This is a genomic window from Polymorphospora rubra (assembly GCF_018324255.1).
GTDB lineage: Bacteria > Actinomycetota > Actinomycetes > Mycobacteriales > Micromonosporaceae > Polymorphospora > Polymorphospora rubra.
In genome coordinates this window covers 1,712,181-1,730,005 of record NZ_AP023359.1, presented here as the reverse complement: position 1 = coordinate 1,730,005, position 17,825 = coordinate 1,712,181, and the positions used below count along the sequence as shown (strand labels likewise).

14 protein-coding genes and 1 tRNA gene are annotated in these 17,825 nt (G+C 68.1%); all 15 read left to right on the top strand.

Annotated elements, in window-relative coordinates; genetic code table 11:
• Position 1 precedes the first annotated feature (1 nt).
• The 15 genes from Prubr_RS07915 to fusA all read left to right on the top strand — a co-directional run bounded on the left by Prubr_RS07915 (position 2) and on the right by fusA (position 17,753).
• Positions 2-394: a MaoC family dehydratase gene (locus Prubr_RS07915; protein ID WP_212823119.1), complete on the top strand. Its 393-nt coding sequence runs from the start codon at positions 2-4 to the stop codon at positions 392-394.
• Positions 395-517: 123 nt separating this feature from the next.
• Positions 518-590 (top strand) — tRNA-Trp (locus Prubr_RS07910).
• Positions 591-819: 229 nt separating this feature from the next.
• Positions 820-1,215 (top strand): preprotein translocase subunit SecE, encoded by a 396-nt coding sequence (gene secE / locus Prubr_RS07905; protein ID WP_212823117.1) that lies wholly within the window; start codon positions 820-822, stop codon positions 1,213-1,215.
• Between the two features lie 38 nt (positions 1,216-1,253).
• Positions 1,254-1,982, top strand: coding sequence for a transcription termination/antitermination protein NusG (gene nusG, locus Prubr_RS07900; protein WP_212823115.1), 729 nt, complete (start codon positions 1,254-1,256; stop codon positions 1,980-1,982).
• 165 nt (positions 1,983-2,147) lie between these two features.
• Positions 2,148-2,579 (top strand): 50S ribosomal protein L11, encoded by a 432-nt coding sequence (rplK, locus tag Prubr_RS07895; RefSeq protein ID WP_212823113.1) that lies wholly within the window; start codon positions 2,148-2,150, stop codon positions 2,577-2,579.
• Between the two features lie 86 nt (positions 2,580-2,665).
• Positions 2,666-3,382, top strand: a complete 717-nt coding sequence (gene rplA, locus Prubr_RS07890) for a 50S ribosomal protein L1 (protein ID WP_212823105.1) — start codon at positions 2,666-2,668, stop codon at positions 3,380-3,382.
• A gap of 395 nt (positions 3,383-3,777) precedes the next feature.
• Positions 3,778-4,326 carry a 50S ribosomal protein L10 gene (rplJ, locus tag Prubr_RS07885; RefSeq protein ID WP_212823103.1) on the top strand — a complete coding sequence of 183 codons (549 nt, stop codon included), beginning with the start codon at positions 3,778-3,780 and terminating at the stop codon, positions 4,324-4,326.
• 53 nt (positions 4,327-4,379) lie between these two features.
• The gene (gene rplL / locus Prubr_RS07880) at positions 4,380-4,766 is read left to right on the top strand and encodes a 50S ribosomal protein L7/L12 (protein ID WP_212823101.1); all 387 of its coding nucleotides are present in this window, start codon (positions 4,380-4,382) and stop codon (positions 4,764-4,766) included.
• A gap of 539 nt (positions 4,767-5,305) precedes the next feature.
• Positions 5,306-8,737, top strand: coding sequence for a DNA-directed RNA polymerase subunit beta (gene rpoB, locus Prubr_RS07875; protein WP_212823097.1), 3,432 nt, complete (start codon positions 5,306-5,308; stop codon positions 8,735-8,737).
• A 127-nt stretch (positions 8,738-8,864) separates the two neighbouring features.
• Entirely contained in the window at positions 8,865-12,752 is a 3,888-nt protein-coding gene (locus tag Prubr_RS07870) for a DNA-directed RNA polymerase subunit beta' (RefSeq protein WP_212823086.1), read from the top strand.
• A 75-nt stretch (positions 12,753-12,827) separates the two neighbouring features.
• Positions 12,828-13,193: a hypothetical protein gene (locus Prubr_RS07865; protein ID WP_246568434.1), complete on the top strand. Its 366-nt coding sequence runs from the start codon at positions 12,828-12,830 to the stop codon at positions 13,191-13,193.
• 631 nt (positions 13,194-13,824) lie between these two features.
• Positions 13,825-14,328 (top strand): hypothetical protein, encoded by a 504-nt coding sequence (locus Prubr_RS07860; RefSeq protein ID WP_343221616.1) that lies wholly within the window; start codon positions 13,825-13,827, stop codon positions 14,326-14,328.
• Between the two features lie 443 nt (positions 14,329-14,771).
• Positions 14,772-15,146 carry a 30S ribosomal protein S12 gene (gene rpsL, locus Prubr_RS07855; RefSeq protein ID WP_007465318.1) on the top strand — a complete coding sequence of 125 codons (375 nt, stop codon included), beginning with the start codon at positions 14,772-14,774 and terminating at the stop codon, positions 15,144-15,146.
• A 1-nt stretch (position 15,147) separates the two neighbouring features.
• Complete coding sequence (gene rpsG, locus Prubr_RS07850) at positions 15,148-15,618, top strand: 30S ribosomal protein S7 (protein ID WP_212823082.1); 471 nt, start codon at positions 15,148-15,150, stop codon at positions 15,616-15,618.
• Between the two features lie 38 nt (positions 15,619-15,656).
• Positions 15,657-17,753 (top strand): elongation factor G, encoded by a 2,097-nt coding sequence (gene fusA / locus Prubr_RS07845; RefSeq protein ID WP_212823067.1) that lies wholly within the window; start codon positions 15,657-15,659, stop codon positions 17,751-17,753.
• The last annotated feature ends 72 nt before the right edge of the window (positions 17,754-17,825 follow it).

Genomic DNA, 17,825 nt, shown 5'->3' with positions numbered 1-17,825 from the left:
GATGGACCTGCCGGTCAAGACCTACCGGGTGACCCGGGCCGACCTGGTCCGCTACGCGGGCGCGTCGGGCGACTTCAACCCGATCCACTGGAACGAACGGTTCGCCAACGGGGTGGGCCTGCCCGGCGTGATCGCGCACGGCATGCTCACGATGGCGCTGACCGGCCGCGCGGTGACCGAGTGGGCGGGCCGGCCGGACACCGTGGCGGAGTTCAGCGTGCGCTTCGCCCGTCCGGTTCCGGTGCCGGACGACGACGAGGGGGTCGACGTCCAGGTGGCGGCGGTCGTCAAGGGAGTCACCGAAGACGGTCTGACCCAGCTCAACCTGACCGTGACGAGCCTGGGGGAGAAGGTGCTGTCACAGGCCAAAGCGCTGGTCCGGCTGCCCGGATGACGGTTCGCCGGCGGCCGGGGGCCGACCGGTTGGGAAAGTACCCGGTCTACCCGTACACTGGTCCGCCGTGGGGTAGTGGCCCCTACACAGGCGTCTGCGCCTGAGTGGGTCCAACTGCCGCACAGGGGTGTAGCTCAATTGGCAGAGCAGCGGTCTCCAAAACCGCAGGCTGCAGGTTCAAGTCCTGTCACCCCTGCGCCTAAGGCCTGACCGGCCCCGGGGGTCGGAGTCGTCTCACGGGGCGGCAGCCGTCCCGTGGCGGTGGTGTCCGGCGGGAGCGGTCCGCGGCGCGATGCGCCGGTCGGGCGTTCGCCGTCCGGTCCGCCGGCCGCGGCCAGCCCCGGGATCGGTCCGGGCGGCCGGCGTGACCAGCGCAGCGTGCGTCCACCGACGTGCGATCCGACCATCCCGCGACGGAGGGCGAAGTGGCCGACAAGAATCGGCGCGGCGAGGACGCCGCGGACGACCACCGCGATGACGAGGCGTTGGACGAGGCGGTCGAGAACGACTCGGACGACGAAGACGACGAGCCGGTATCCCGCGGAGGCACCGCCACCCGGGCACGCCCGAAGGCGGAGTCGGCCGACAGCAAGCCGAAGGCCCGCACCGAGGGCGGTCGGGTCGGCATCTTCGGCCGGATCGTGCGGTTCATCCGCGAGGTCGTGGCCGAGCTGCGTAAAGTCATCTGGCCTACCCGCAAGGAGCTGTTGACCTACACCGCCGTGGTGGTCGTGTTCGTGTCCGTGATGCTGGCGATCGTGGCCGGGCTCGACTTCGCCTTCGCCAAGGGCGTGCTGTGGGTCTTCGGCAACCCCAGTTGACCGCAGAACCGAGCTGACAGTTACGGAAGTGAGCGAGCGTGCCTGAGTACGACGAGACCGCCGGACGAGCCACCGACGAGCAGTCCGCGGTGGCGACGGCGGCCAGTGACGAGTCGGTCGAGGCCGCCAGCGAGCCGGAGTACGCGCCCGTCGCGACGCCGGAACCGGAAGAGGAGTACGACCCGGTCGCGGAACTGCGGCAGAAGCTGCGGTACGCGCCGGGCGACTGGTACGTCGTGCACTCCTACGCCGGATACGAGAACAAGGTCAAGACCAACCTGGAGACCCGTATCACCAGCCTCGACATGGAGGACTACATCTTCCAGGTCGAGGTGCCGACCCGCGAAGAGGTCGAGGTCAAGAACGGCAAGCGGCTTCAGGTGCAGAACAAGGTCTTCCCCGGCTACATCCTGGTCCGGATGGAGCTGACGGCCGAGTCCTACTCCTGTGTCCGGAACACCCCGGGCGTGACGGGCTTCGTCGGCGCCACCGACCGGGCCGACCGTCCCGCGCCGCTCTCGCTCGACGAGGTGCTGAAGTGGCTCGCGCCGGCCGTCGAGACGGAGCAGAAGAAGGCCAAGCCCGAGGTCAAGGTTCTCGACTTCGAGGTGGGTGACTCGGTCACCGTCACCGACGGGGCGTTCGCCTCGCTTCCCGCCACGATCAGCGAGATCAACGCCGACCAGCAGAAGCTCAAGGTGCTGGTGTCGATCTTCGGTCGGGAGACTCCGGTGGAGCTCAACTTCAACCAGGTCGCCAAGATCTGAGGATTCGGACCCGGCGGCAGCCGCCTCGGTGAATAGCCGGGCCAACTGTTGCGCTAGCCTAGAACGTCGGCCCGCAGGCCGCGCTGACCGTGCGCGCGCTCTGCGGGCAGCGTCCGGTGCAATCCACCCCGGTGCAATCCACCAGAATCAAGCCCAGGAAGAGACATGCCTCCGAAGAAGAAACTGGTCAAGACGTTCACGCTGCAGCTGCCGGCGGGCCAGGCCACGCCGGCGCCGCCGGTCGGTCCGGCGCTCGGTCAGCACGGCGTGAACATCATGGAGTTCTGCAAGTCCTACAACGCGCAGACCGAGTCGCAGCGCGGTGACGTCGTTCCCGCTGAGATCAGCGTCTACGAGGACCGCTCCTTCACCTTCGTGCTGAAGACGCCGCCCGCCGCCCGCCTGCTGCTCAAGGCCGCCGGCGTGCAGAAGGGCTCCGGCGTTCCGCAGAAGGACAAGGTCGGTTCGGTGACCCGTACCCAGCTCCGGGAGATCGCCGAGCGGAAGATGGCCGACCTCAACGCCAACGACGTGGACCAGGCCGAGCGGATCATCGCCGGCACCGCGCGTTCGATGGGCATCACCGTCAAGGACTGAGGCTCCCGAGCCTTCCCGAGCACGATCAGACCGTGGGAGGGTGCGCGCGCCGCGCGCCCCGCCAGACACCACAGGAGTAGACAGAAATGCAGCGCAGCAAGGCTTACCGCAAGGCCGCCGAGGCCATCGACCGGGACAAGCTCTACACCCCGGCCGAGGCCGTGAAGCTGGCCAAGGCAGCCACCGCCGTCAAGTTCGACCCCACGGTCGAGGTCGCGATGCGCCTCGGGGTCGACCCGCGTAAGGCGGACCAGATGGTCCGTGGCACGGTCAACCTGCCCCACGGCACCGGCAAGACCGCCCGTGTGATCGTGTTCGCGGCCGGCGCGAAGGCCGAGGAGGCCGCTGCCGCCGGTGCCGACGAGGTGGGCACCGACGAGCTGGTCGCCCGTATCCAGGAGGGCTGGCTGGACTTCGACGCGGCCATCGCCACCCCGGACCAGATGGCCAAGATCGGCCGGATCGCGCGGATTCTGGGCCCGCGCGGCCTGATGCCGAACCCGAAGACCGGCACCGTGACCATGGACGTCACCAAGGCCGTCTCCGAGATCAAGGGCGGCAAGATCACCTTCCGGGTGGACAAGCACTCCAACCTGCACCTCATCATCGGCAAGGCGTCGTTCTCGGAGGCGCAGCTGATCGACAACTACGCCGCCGTGCTCGACGAGGTGCTCCGTGCCAAGCCGTCGGCGGCCAAGGGCAAGTACCTGAAGAAGGTCACCCTGACCACCACGATGGGCCCGGGCGTCCCGGTCGACCCGAACGTGGTGAAGAACCTTCAGGAGGCCGCCGCCGAGGCGTGACCGCCTTTCGCGGCAGGACGTCGCAACCGGGGTGCTCCGAATTCGGGGCACCCCGGTTCGTTTTTGACGTCGGGTGCTCCAGGTAGGTGGCCGGTGCGTTGCCCACCGGACCGATTTGGCGGCCGGGGACCAGGTCGCGTACTGTGTGGAATGCGTCTGGCTGCAAGCCAGGCGGCAAATCGTAACCACCCAGAGACCGCTGGTAACCGTGCTTCGGCACGGTCGAAGGTCCCGCTTCGGCGGGCGGCCCGCGCAGGGGGAGACGGTAGCGTACCGGTCATGTCCGCATGATCATGTCCGCCCCGTGCGCCCTGCGCCGGGGCGTTTTCCGTTTTCGGGTCCCTTCTCCACGGACTGTGAAGTCGACCAGCCTGGAGTAACGAGAGAGGAGGGACATGGCGGACAAGCCGGTTCGGGCCGACAAGGCCACCGCCGTCACTGAGCTCACCGAGCAGTTCCGTAGCTCGGGCGCAACCGTGCTGACCGAGTACCGCGGTCTCACGGTCGCTCAGCTGACCAAGCTGCGGCGCGCGCTGGGTCGGGAAACCACCTACGCGGTCGCGAAGAACACGCTCGCGAAGCGTGCCGCGGCGGACGCTGGCATCGAGGGCCTCGACACGCTGTTCACCGGTCCTACCGCGCTCACCTTCGTCTCCGGCGATGTCGTTGAAGCGGCGAAGGGTCTGCGCGAGTTCGCGAAGGCCAACCCGCTGCTCGTCATCAAGGGCGGCGTTTTCGAGGGCAAGGCGATCTCGGCCGAAGAGGTCAACAAGCTCGCCGACCTCGAGTCCCGTGAGGTGCTGCTGGCCAAGCTGGCCGGTGGGATGAAGGCCAACCTGAGCAAGGCCGCGGCCCTGTTCCAGGCGCCGCTGTCCAAGACCGCCCGTCTGGCGGCTGCCCTTCAGGAAAAGCGCGAAAAGGAGGGTGCGGAGGAGGCTGCCTGAGCCTTCCCGCATCCGTACCCAGTCATCTAAAAGTAGTAGGAAGGACGCCAGACATGGCGAAGCTCAGCACCGACGAGCTGCTCGACGCGTTCAAGGAGATGACGCTGATCGAGCTGTCGGAGTTCGTGAAGCAGTTCGAGGAGACCTTCGATGTCACCGCCGCCGCCCCGGTCGCCATCGCCGCCGGCCCGGGTGGCCCGGCCGCCGCGGCTCCGGCCGAGGAGGAGAAGGACGAGTTCGACGTCGTCCTCGAGGCCGACGGTGGCAAGAAGATCCAGGTCATCAAGGTCGTGCGTGAGCTGACCGGCCTGGGCCTGAAGGAGGCCAAGGACGCCGTCGAGGGCGCGCCGAAGGCGATCCTGGAGAAGGTCAACAAGGAGACCGCCGACAAGGCCAAGGCCAAGCTCGAGGCCGAGGGCGCGAAGGTCACCCTGAAGTGAGCTGACGCACACCGCGTTCGAAGCGGGCGGCGATCCGGATCCGGATCGCCGCCCGCTTTCGTCTGCTGACAGCGTGCAACCACGCGGTGAACAGGCAATCAGCGCGGTCTGTGGCCGGACGGGGTCGGCAACAGCGCCCGTACGTCACACAAACACCTGGCCCGACCCGCGCGACAACCCTTGACGCGGCTGCTGGTGGCAGGCACGCTGACACCAGCAAGACCTTCCGCGCTTGCAACGGCCCTCATCCGGGTAACGCAACGGCAGCTCGCCTGTCGCTGCGATGTTCGGGTGACCCCCAGCGGGATCCGCCGCGTTCTGAGCGGCCCGGAGGCACCGGTCCAGGTGCTCCGAGGCACGTTCCGCGACGGCCTGCCCGGCGGGCTGGACAGCGGTTAGCCTCTCGGCTACACTGCTAGTTTGCGCTGCCTTCCGACTTGACCCCTGCCCGGAATGTCCGAATCGGGCGTTCAGAGTGGGGTCCATTGGAGTGCACGCGTAACAGCCGTTTTGCAGCACGGTCCTCGGAAGGACGCATCTTGGCAGCTTCCCGCCCTGCGAAGACCAGCCGTACGTCGAGCGCATTCGCGCCGCGCCGAATCTCATTCGGTCGGATCACGGAACACCTCGAGGTCCCCAACCTCCTTGCCATCCAGAACGAGTCCTTCGACTGGCTGGTCGGCAACGAGGCTTGGCAGGGCCGGTCGTCTGACGACCCGCACGCCCGCTCGGGTCTCGCGGAGATCCTCGATGAGATCAGCCCCATTGAGGACTTCTCCGGCACCATGTCGCTCTCCTTCTCCGCACCACGCTTCGACGAGGTCAAGGCCTCGATCGAGGAGTGCAAGGAGAAGGACCTGACCTACTGCGCGCCGCTGTTCGTGACCGCGGAGTTCACCAACAACACCACCGGCGAGATCAAGAGCCAGACGGTGTTCATGGGGGACTTCCCGATGATGACGCCCAAGGGCACCTTCATCATCAACGGCACCGAGCGCGTCGTGGTCAGCCAGCTCGTCCGTTCGCCGGGCGTCTACTTCGACAAGCAGCCGGACAAGACCTCCGACCGTGACCTCTCCAGCGTCAAGGTCATCCCGAGCCGGGGTGCCTGGCTGGAGTTCGACATCGACAAGCGCGACACCGTTGGTGTCCGTATCGACCGTAAGCGCCGGCAGGCGGTCACCGTCCTGCTCAAGGCGATCGGTTGGACCGCCGAGCGGATCCGCGAGCGGTTCGGTTGGTCCGAGCTGATGATGACGACCCTGGAGAAGGACCACATCGCCGGGGTCGACGAAGCGCTTCTCGACATCTACCGCAAGCTCCGGCCGGGCGAGCCGCCGACGCGGGAGAACGCGCAGACCCTGCTCGACAACCTCTTCTTCAACCCGAAGCGGTACGACGTCGCCAAGGTCGGCCGATACAAGTTCAACAAGAAGCTCGAGGTCGAGGTTCCGATCAACACCGGAATCCTGACCGAGGACGACATCGTCGCCACCGTGGAATACCTCTGCCGGCTGCACGCCGGTGAGGAGGGCTACGAGGCCGACGACATCGACCACTTCGGTAACCGTCGTCTGCGTACCGTCGGCGAGCTGATCCAGAACCAGGTCCGGGTCGGGCTCTCCCGCATGGAGCGCGTGGTCCGGGAGCGGATGACGACCCAGGACGTCGAGGCGATCACGCCGCAGACCCTGATCAACATCCGCCCGGTGGTGGCGGCGATCAAGGAGTTCTTCGGCACCTCGCAGCTCTCGCAGTTCATGGACCAGACCAACCCGCTGGCGGGCCTGACCCACCGGCGCCGGCTGAGCGCGCTCGGCCCGGGTGGTCTGTCCCGTGAGCGGGCCGGCTTCGAGGTCCGTGACGTGCACCCGTCCCACTACGGCCGGATGTGCCCGATCGAGACCCCGGAAGGCCCGAACATCGGCCTGATCGGCGCCCTGTCGACCTTCGGCCGGGTCAACCCGTTCGGCTTCATCGAGACGCCGTACCGCAAGGTCGTCGACGGCCGGGTCACCGACCAGATCGACTACCTGACGGCCGACGAGGAAGACCGGTTCGTCAAGGCGCAGGCCAACGCCCCGCTGATGAGCGACGGCCAGTTCGCCGAGGACCGCGTCCTCGTGCGCCGGAAGGGCGGTGAGGTCGACTTCGTCGCCCCGGCGGCCGTCGACTACATGGACGTCTCGCCGCGCCAGATGGTGTCGGTCGCGACCGCCATGATCCCGTTCCTCGAGCACGACGACGCCAACCGGGCCCTGATGGGTGCCAACATGCAGCGCCAGGCGGTGCCGCTGGTCAAGGCGGAGTCGCCGCTGGTCGGCACCGGCATGGAATACCGGGCCGCGGTCGACGCCGGCGACGTCGTCGTCGCGGAGGTCGGTGGTGTCGTCGAGGACCTGTGCGCCGACTACGTCACCGTGCACCAGGACGACGGCCACCGCCGGACGTACCTGCTGCACAAGTTCCGCCGTTCCAACGCCGGCTCCTGCGTCAACCAGAAGCCGGTCGTCTTCGAGGGGGACCGGGTCGAGGCCGGCCAGGTCATCGCCGACGGGCCCTGCACCGACGAGGGCGAGATGGCGCTCGGGCGCAACCTGCTCGTGGCGTTCATGACCTGGGAGGGCCACAACTACGAGGACGCGATCATCCTGTCGCAGCGCCTCGTGCAGCAGGACGCCCTCACCTCGATCCACATCGAGGAGCACGAGGTCGACGCCCGCGACACCAAGCTGGGCCCGGAGGAGATCACCCGCGACATCCCGAACGTCAGCGAGGAGATGCTCGCCGACCTCGACGAGCGCGGCATCATCCGGATCGGTGCCGAGGTCGTACCCGGCGACATCCTGGTCGGCAAGGTCACGCCCAAGGGTGAGACCGAGCTGACCCCGGAGGAGCGGCTGCTGCGGGCGATCTTCGGCGAGAAGGCGCGGGAGGTCCGGGACACCTCGCTGAAGGTGCCGCACGGCGAGACCGGCACGGTCATCGGCGTACGTACCTTCTCCCGTGAGGACGGCGACGAGCTGCCGCCGGGCGTCAACGAGCTGGTCCGGGTCTACGTCGCCCAGAAGCGCAAGATCCAGGACGGTGACAAGCTCGCCGGCCGGCACGGCAACAAGGGCGTCATCTCCAAGATCCTGCCGGTCGAGGACATGCCGTTCCTCGAGGACGGCACCCCGGTCGACATCGTGCTCAACCCGCTCGGCGTGCCGAGCCGGATGAACATCGGCCAGGTGCTGGAGACCCACCTCGGTTGGGTCGCCAAGACCGGTTGGAAGGTCGACGGCGACGACGCCGAGTGGAAGAAGGCGCTGCGGGCGATCGACGCCCACGAGTCCGAGCCGGACACCAACGTGGCGACGCCGGTCTTCGACGGTGCCAAGGAAGAGGAGATCACCGGTCTGCTCAGCAGCACCCTGCCCAACCGGGATGGTGTGCAGCTGGTCGGTGGATCCGGCAAGGCGCAGCTGTTCGACGGCCGTTCCGGCGAGCCGCTGCCGGACCCGATCGCGGTCGGCTACATCTACATCCTCAAGCTCAACCACCTGGTCGACGACAAGATCCACGCCCGGTCGACCGGACCGTACTCGATGATCACCCAGCAGCCGCTGGGTGGTAAGGCGCAGTTCGGTGGCCAGCGCTTCGGTGAGATGGAGTGCTGGGCGATGCAGGCGTACGGCGCCGCCTATGCCCTCCAGGAGCTGCTGACGATCAAGTCCGACGACGTCCTCGGCCGGGTCAAGGTCTACGAGGCGATCGTCAAGGGCGAGAACATCCCCGAGCCGGGCATCCCGGAGTCGTTCAAGGTGCTGCTCAAGGAGCTGCAGTCGCTGTGCCTCAACGTCGAGGTGCTCTCCAGCGACGGCGTGGCCCTGGAGATGCGCGAGACCGACGACGAGGTCTTCCGGGCCGCGGAGGAACTCGGGATCGACCTGTCCCGGCGCGAGCCGAGCTCGGTCGAAGAGGTGTGAGGTTGTGATCTTGGGGGCGGGCCGACCCGCTCCGGGCGGTCAGGCTTGATCCCTGCGCGGGTCGGCCCGCCCCCAAGATCCGCCCAGGAACAGCAGTATGACGACGACGACATAGGGGACACGTAACGTGCTCGACGTCAACTTCTTCGACGAGCTGCGCATTGGCCTGGCCACCGCAGACGACATCCGTCAGTGGTCGCACGGCGAGGTCAAGAAGCCTGAAACGATCAACTACCGCACTCTGAAGCCGGAAAAGGACGGGCTCTTCTGCGAGAAGATCTTCGGTCCGCAGCGGGACTGGGAGTGCTACTGCGGTAAGTACAAGCGCGTCCGCTTCAAGGGCATCATCTGCGAGCGCTGCGGCGTCGAGGTGACCCGGTCCAAGGTGCGGCGTGAGCGGATGGGCCACATCGAGCTGGCCGCCTCCGTGACCCACATCTGGTACTTCAAGGGCGTCCCGAGCCGGCTGGGCTACCTGCTCGACCTGGCCCCCAAGGACCTCGAAAAGATCATTTACTTCGCCTCGTACGTGATCACCAGCGTCGACACCGAAGCGCGGCACCGGGACATGTCCACCGTCGAGAACGAGATTCTCGCCGAGAAGCGGCAGTCGGAGAACAGCCGCGACTCGGAGATCGAGAAGCGGGCCGCCAAGCTGGAGGCCGACCTCGCCGAGCTGGAGGCCGAAGGCGCCAAGGCCGACGTACGCCGCAAGGTCAAAGAGGGCGGCGAGCGCGAGATGCGCCAGATCCGCGACCGGGCCCAGCGGGAGATCGACCGGCTGGACGAGGTTCTCGACACCTTCCGGAAGCTGGATTCCAAGCAGCTGGTCACCGACGAGCTGCTCTACCGCGAGCTGCGGGACCGGTTCGGCGAGTACTTCACCGGTGGCATGGGTGCCGAGGCGATCAAGGCGCTGGTCCAGAACATGGACCTGCACGCCGAGGCCGACAATCTGCGCGAGATCATCCGGTCCGGCAAGGGCCAGCGGAAGATCCGGGCGCTCAAGCGGCTCAAGGTCGTCGCGGCGTTCCTCAACACCCGCAACTCCCCGCTCGGCATGGTGCTCGACTGCGTACCGGTGATCCCGCCGGACCTGCGGCCGATGGTCCAGCTCGACGGTGGCCGGTTCGCCACCTCGGACCTCAACGACCTCTACCGTCGGGTGATCAACCGCAACAACCGGCTCAAGCGGCTGATCGACCTCGGCGCGCCCGAGATCATCGTCAACAACGAGAAGCGGATGCTCCAGGAGGCCGTCGACGCGCTGTTCGACAACGGCCGCCGTGGCCGGCCGGTCACCGGCCCGGGTAACCGTCCGCTGAAGTCGCTGTCCGACATGCTCAAGGGCAAGCAGGGTCGGTTCCGGCAGAACCTGCTCGGCAAGCGCGTCGACTACTCCGGCCGCTCGGTCATCGTGGTCGGCCCGCAGCTCAAGCTGCACCAGTGCGGCCTGCCCAAGCAGATGGCGCTGGAGCTGTTCAAGCCGTTCGTGATGAAGCGGCTGGTCGACCTCAACCACGCGCAGAACATCAAGTCCGCCAAGCGGATGGTCGAGCGGCACCGTCCGGTCGTGTGGGACGTGCTGGAAGAGGTCATCGGCGAGCACCCGGTGCTGCTCAACCGGGCACCGACGCTGCACCGGCTGGGCATCCAGGCCTTCGAGCCGCAGCTGGTCGAGGGCAAGGCGATCCAGATCCACCCGCTCGTCTGCACCGCCTTCAACGCCGACTTCGACGGTGACCAGATGGCGGTCCACGTGCCGCTGTCCGCCGAGGCGCAGGCCGAGGCGCGGATCCTGATGCTGTCGTCCAACAACATCCTCAAGCCCGCGGACGGCAAGCCGGTCACCATGCCGACCCAGGACATGGTCATCGGCCTCTACCACCTCACCCACCTCACCGCGGGTGCGCGTGGCGAGGGCCGGGCGTTCAGTTCGGACGCCGAGGCCCGGATGGCGTACGACAACGGTGAACTGCACCTGCAGGCACCGGTGAAGATCCGCCTGCACGGCGTCGTCGGGGTCGACAACGGCGCCGGCGCGACCAAGTGGACCGAGCCGGAGGACTGGACGCCGGGCGAGCCGCTGACGGTCGAGACGACGCTGGGCCGGGTGCTGTTCAACGAGACGCTGCCGCAGGGCTACCGCTTCGTGAACTACGAGATCCGCAAGGGTCAGCTGTCGGCGATCGTCAACGACCTCGCCGAGCGGTTCCCGAAGGTGGCGCTGGCCGCGACCCTCGACGGGCTCAAGGAGGCCGGTTTCCACTGGGCCACCTGGTCGGGTGTCACGATCGGCATGGAGGACGTCATCGCTCCGCCGCGCAAGCGGGAGATCCTGGAGCGGTACGAGTCCGACGCCGACCGGATCGACAAGCAGTACCAGCGGGGTCTGATGACCGCCGAGGAGCGTCGCGGCGAGCTCATCGAGATCTGGACCAAGGCGACCGGCGAGGTCGCCAAGGAGATGGAGACCGCGCTGCCGCAGGAGAACCCGCTGTGGAAGATGATCAACTCGGGTGCCCGCGGTAACCTGCTCCAGCTTCGCCAGATCGCCGCGATCCGTGGTCTGGTGGCCAACCCGAAGGGTGAGATCATCCCGCGGCCGATCAAGGCCAGCTACCGGGAGGGTCTGTCCGTGCTGGAGTACTTCATCTCCACGCACGGTGCCCGTAAGGGTCTCGCCGACACCGCGCTGCGGACCGCCGACTCGGGTTACCTGACCCGTCGTCTGGTCGACGTCTCCCAGGACGTCATCATCCGCGAAGAGGACTGCGGCACGGACCGGGCGATCCCGATGCAGGTCGGCGAGTACCTCGACGGCAAGCTGGTGGTCCACGAGCACGCCGAGACCGGCGTACACGCCCGGACCATCGCCGACGACATCAAGGGCGCCGACGGCACCCTGGTGGTCGAGCGGGGCGCGGACCTCAACTCGATCCTGGTCGACAAGCTCGTCGCCGCCGGCGTCGAGACGGTACGGGTACGCAGCGTGCTCACCTGCGAGTCGAAGCTGGGTGTCTGCGGTGCGTGCTACGGCCGCTCGCTGCCGACCGGCAAGACCGTCGACGTGGGCGAGGCGGTCGGCATCATCGCCGCCCAGTCCATCGGTGAGCCGGGTACGCAGCTGACCATGCGTACCTTCCACACCGGTGGTGTCGCCGGTGAGGACATCACCCAGGGTCTGCCCCGTGTCCAGGAGATCTTCGAGGCGCGGGTGCCGAAGGGCAAGGCGCCGATCGCCGACACCCCGGGCCGGATCCGGATCGAGGACGGCGAGCGTTCGCGGAAGATCATCATCGTGCCGGACGACGGCAGCGACGAGATCGTCCACGACAAGATCTCCAAGCGGGTCCGCCTGCGGGCCCACGACGGAGACCGCGTCGAGGTCGGCGAGAAGCTCACCGAGGGCACCATCGACCCGCACGAGCTGCTGCGCATCCTCGGCCCGCGCGCGGTCCAGGTCCACCTGACCCAGGAGGTCCAGGAGGTCTACCGCTCGCAGGGTGTGCTCATCCACGACAAGCACATCGAGATCATCATCCGCCAGATGCTCAAGCGGGTCACGGTGATCGACTCCGGCGCGACCGAGTTCCTGCCGGGTGTGCTGGTCGACCGGGCACTGTTCGAGTCGGAGAACCGCCGGCTCGTCTCCGAGGGCGGCGAGCCCGCGGCCGGACGTCCGGTGCTGATGGGTATCACCAAGGCGTCGCTGGCCACCGACTCGTGGCTGTCGGCGGCCTCCTTCCAGGAGACCACCCGGGTGCTGACCGATGCGGCGATCAACGCGCGCAGCGACTCGCTCATCGGCCTGAAGGAGAACGTCATCATCGGAAAGCTCATCCCGGCCGGTACCGGCATCAGCAAGTACCGCAACATCCGGGTCGAGCCCACCGAGGAGGCGAAGGCCAAGGTCTACTCGATGACCGGATACCCCGAGACCGACTACGGATTCGGGCCGGCCAGCGGGCAGGCCGTGCCGCTGGACGACTTCGACTTCGGGTCGTACCGCTAGGCGCAACACGGAACCGGGCGCCGGTCACGTCGTACGCACGACGTGGCCGGCGCCCGGTCTTTGTAGGCTGGGGTGGTGAACACGACGCCGGTCACCGTCCCGCCGCCCACGGCGTCGCGCCACCCGCTCGATCCCGACCCGGTGCGCTCCACCAAGGCGATGACCGTCTTCTGGCTCGGTCTGGTCGCCGCGATCACCGGCGTGGTCGTGGGCGGTGTCGCACCCGCCACGATCGCCCTGCTGCTGTCGCGGCAGGCCCGCCGGGAGGCGTACGCGTCGGGTGGATACCTGACCGGGTCGGCCTGGCTCGACCGCGGTGAGCGCCTCGCGTGGGCCGGTCTGACACTGGCCGCGACCACGCTGGTGATCGGGCTGGTGATCGGGCTGATCAACCTGGCCAACAGCCCGACCGGGCAGGACTTCGCGCCGTCCGTCAACTAGCCGCCGCAGAGCCGGTCCAGGCGTGTCCCGGGCCGACCTCCCGGAAGACCGGAATGGTCGGCCGGCGGTAGCCTGACTCGTACGATCCGGTACGCGCCGGGCACCAGGCCCGACACCGGATGGCCCGAGCCGGAAGGTCGGCGTGGGAAGGCCCGGGCGGAACACCCGGACCGGGGCCGGAGCGGCAGTCGGTTGCGGAGAGGGGACGTTCGTGGCGGAAGAGGTACGGTCGCAGCCGTCGGGCGAGCCGTCCGCGGAGTCGGCGGCCCCGCCACCGGCCCACCAGCCGAGCCTCCACAAGCCGTCAGATCCATTCGGCGCCCCATCCCCGACGACCGGCCCGCCCGCCGGACCCGGCGGGATGCCGGCTGTCCCCACCGGCCCCGACACCCCACATCTCGCCGACTCCGGCACGACGGGAGCCGGACCCGCGGGTGCGCCGGTCCCGGGGCCGGTTCAGCCGGCGAGCCCGTGGCCGGTCCCGACCCGTCCCGCTCTCCCGCCGGCGAGCCCGTGGGCGGCCCCGACCGGGCCCGTCCCGCCACCGGCCACCACGCCGCCGGGGCACCCGCCGGTCCCGGCGTCCCCGGGGGCCGCGACAGTGCCGGCGTACCCGGGCACCCCGCCGGTCGTGCCGGTTGGTCCGTCCGGCGGCGCATATCCGCCGGGAGTCTCCGGCCCGCCGCCGGTCATGGTGCCCGCCCCCCTGCCCCCGGCGCCGCCGAGGGAAAGCTGGAGCCGGCCCAGCCGCGTCGACCCGGTCCCCGGTACGGGGTTCGCGGTGGTGCACCTCGGCGTACCCCCGGTCATGTCGGGGCTGGCCGTGGGTGCCCTCGTGGCCGGGATCGGTTCGATCCTGGTCTCGCTGCTCGTCGCCTGCTTCGGGCTGGCCGGGGCACAGGCCGGCTGGGGTGGCTGGGTGGCGGGCGCGTTCGCCGTCCTCGGCGGGTTGCTCGGGCTGGCCGGGGTCGTACTCGGGCTGATCGCGCGCCGACAGATCCTGCGTACGGCCGAGCCGCCGGCGATCCGGTTCACCGGGCGTGGTTGGGCGATCTCGGCGGTGAGTTGCGGCGCCGCCGGCCTGGGGATCACCGTGCTCTCGTTCGCGTCGGCCCTGCTGCTGCAACTGGCCTGACGCGGGCGGGGGGCGCCCGGAGCCGGCCGCCGTGGGAGCCGTTACACTTGCTAACTGGGGGTTGCTCGCGATGGGTGGACATCCGTGGCGGGCGGCGACTCGATGCATGTCGACGCAAGTGTGGACGCTGTGGGAGGCACACACAGGCCCGTTTTGACCTGTGCGCTCATGGTGGGTACTCTTTTCCCTCGTGCCCGGGCATGCCCGGGCAACTCGTGTGTGCTCACGATCCGGCTGTAGGCCATCGACAAGCGCCGCGACAACGACAAAGCCGACGCGTTCGGAAGTTCGCGTCAAACCTGTGGGCTGGCGACACGCCCGACCGCGGGTGCCGGGGCTCCTGACGGAAGCCCTGGTCGGAAGGTAGTAGAGCCGCCCACCCGGGCGGTTACGGCAGACAGCGCGGCCGCGTGAGAAGTGGCCGAAGGGAGCGGAGAAACCCGGTGCCCACCATTCAGCAGTTGGTCCGCAAGGGCCGACAGGCCAAGACGACGAAGACGAAGACGCCGGCGCTCAAGGGCAGCCCGCAGCGGCGTGGCGTCTGCACGCGCGTCTACACCACCACCCCGAAGAAGCCGAACTCCGCGCTGCGCAAGGTCGCCCGTGTGAAGCTCAGCAGCCAGATCGAGGTGACCGCCTACATCCCCGGCGTCGGCCACAACCTTCAGGAGCACTCGATCGTGCTCGTGCGTGGCGGTCGTGTGAAGGACCTCCCCGGCGTGCGTTACAAGATCGTCCGCGGCTCGCTGGACACCCAGGGCGTCCGCAACCGCAAGCAGGCCCGTAGCCGTTACGGCGCGAAGAAGGAGAAGAGCTGACATGCCGCGTAAGGGCCCCGCTCCGCGCCGCCCCCTGGTCGCGGACCCGGTTTACAACTCGCCGCTGGTCACCCAGCTGGTGAACAAGATCCTCCTGCGCGGAAAGCGCCAGCTGGCCGAACGCATCGTCTACGGAGCGCTCGAAGGCTGCCGCGAGAAGTCGGGTACCGACCCGGTCGTCACGCTCAAGCGCGCGATGGACAACGTCAAGCCGACCCTCGAGGTCCGCAGCCGCCGTGTCGGTGGCGCGACCTACCAGGTGCCGGTCGAGGTGCGCCCGGCCCGGGCGACCACCCTCGGGCTGCGCTGGCTGGTGACGTACTCGAAGGCCCGCCGCGAGAAGACCATGGTCGAGCGCCTCATGAACGAGCTGCTCGACGCGAGCAACGGCCTTGGCGCCGCCGTCAAGCGGCGTGAGGACACGCACAAGATGGCCGAGTCCAACAAGGCCTTCGCGCACTACCGCTGGTAATCAACGGTTCGTAGACGAGACGACAAGTAGGGATTGAAGTGGCCGCCGCAGACGCGCTCGCCAACGTACGCAACATCGGCATCATGGCGCACATCGATGCCGGTAAGACCACGACCACCGAGCGGATCCTGTTCTACACCGGCATCACCTACAAGATCGGTGAAGTCCACGAGGGCGCCGCCGTCATGGACTGGATGGAGCAGGAGCAGGAGCGGGGCATCACCATCACCTCCGCCGCCACGAAGTGCGAGTGGAAGGGCCACACGATCCAGATCATCGACACGCCCGGCCACGTCGACTTCACGGTCGAGGTCGAGCGGTCGTTGCGGGTCCTCGACGGTGCCGTCGCCGTCTACGACGGTGTCGCCGGCGTCGAGCCGCAGACCGAGAACGTGTGGCGGCAGGCGGACAAGTACAACGTCCCGCGGATGTGTTTCGTCAACAAGCTCGACCGGACCGGTGCGGACTTCTTCCGCTGCGTGCAGATGATGATCGACCGGCTCAAGGCGACGCCGCTGGTGCTCCAGGTGCCGATCGGTGCCGAGGCCGACTTCATCGGTGTCGTCGACCTGGTCGAGATGCGGGCGCTGACCTGGCGGGGCGAGACCCAGAAGGGTGAGGACTACGCGGTCGAGGAGATCCCGGCCGACCTCACCGACCTGGCCGCCGAGTGGCGCGAGAAGCTGCTCGAGACCCTCGCCGACGTCGACGACGCGGTCATGGAGAAGTACCTCGAGGGTGAGGAACTCTCCGCCGACGAGATCAAGGCCGCCATCCGGCGGGCCACGATCGCGGGCAAGGCCAACCCGGTGCTGACCGGCACCGCGTTCAAGAACAAGGGCATCCAGCCCATGCTGGACGCGGTGATCAGCTTCCTGCCGTCGCCGCTGGACATCCCGGCGATCGAGGGCACGGCGACCGACGGCGAGACGCCGCTGCAGCGCAAGCCCTCGGTGACCGAGCCGTTCTCCGGCCTGGCCTTCAAGATCCAGACCGACAAGCACCTCGGCAAGCTCACCTACGTGCGGGTCTACTCCGGCAAGCTCGAGTCCGGCTCCCAGGTGGTCAACTCCACCAAGGACCGCAAGGAGCGCATCGGCAAGATCTACCAGATGCACGCCAACAAGCGGGAAGAGCGCGGCTCGGCCCAGGCTGGCGACATCATCGCCGTACAGGGTCTGAAGCAGACCACGACCGGTGACACGCTGTGTGACCCGGCCAACCCGGTGATCCTCGAGTCGATGACCTTCCCCGAGCCGGTCATCGAGGTGGCGATCGAGCCGAAGACCAAGGCCGACCAGGAGAAGCTGAGCACCGCGATCCAGCGGCTGGCCGAGGAGGACCCGACCTTCCGCGTCAAGAACGACGAGGAGACCGGGCAGACGGTCATCGCCGGCATGGGCGAGCTGCACCTGGACATCCTGGTGGACCGGATGCGGCGGGAGTTCAACGTCGAGGCGAACATCGGTAAGCCCCAGGTGGCGTACCGCGAGACCATCCGCCGCAAGGTGGAGAAGGTCGAGTACACGCACAAGAAGCAGACCGGTGGTTCGGGTCAGTACGCCCGCGTCATCGTGAGCCTCGAGCCGCTGCCGCTCGACAACGAGTCGGCGACGTACGAGTTCTCCAACGCCGTCACCGGTGGCCGTATCCCCAAGGAGTTCATCCCCTCGGTGGACGCGGGCGCCCAGGACGCCATGCAGTACGGCATCCTGGCCGGGTTCCCGCTGGTCGGCGTCAAGCTGACGCTGCTCGACGGTCAGTACCACGAGGTTGACTCGTCGGAAATGGCATTCAAGATCGCTGGTTCGATGGTGCTGAAGGAGGCGGCCCGCAAGGCCGACCCGGCGCTCCTCGAACCGATGATGGCCGTTGAAGTCACCACTCCTGAGGAGAACATGGGTGACGTCATCGGCGACCTCAACTCCCGCCGTGGCATCATCCAGGCGATGGAGGAGCGCGGCGGTGCCCGCGTCGTCCGCGCCCTGGTGCCGCTGTCGGAGATGTTCGGCTATGTCGGCGACCTGCGGTCGAAGACCCAGGGCCGGGCTAGCTACAGCATGCAGTTCGACTCCTACGCCGAGGTTCCGCAGAGCGTGGCTAAGGAGATCATCGCAAAGGCGACCGGGGAGTGATCCCCGCTCGCCTTCGGGCGAGCTGCCGTACCGGGCCTGAAGGCGTCACTGCCGCAAGACCCAAGTCGACAG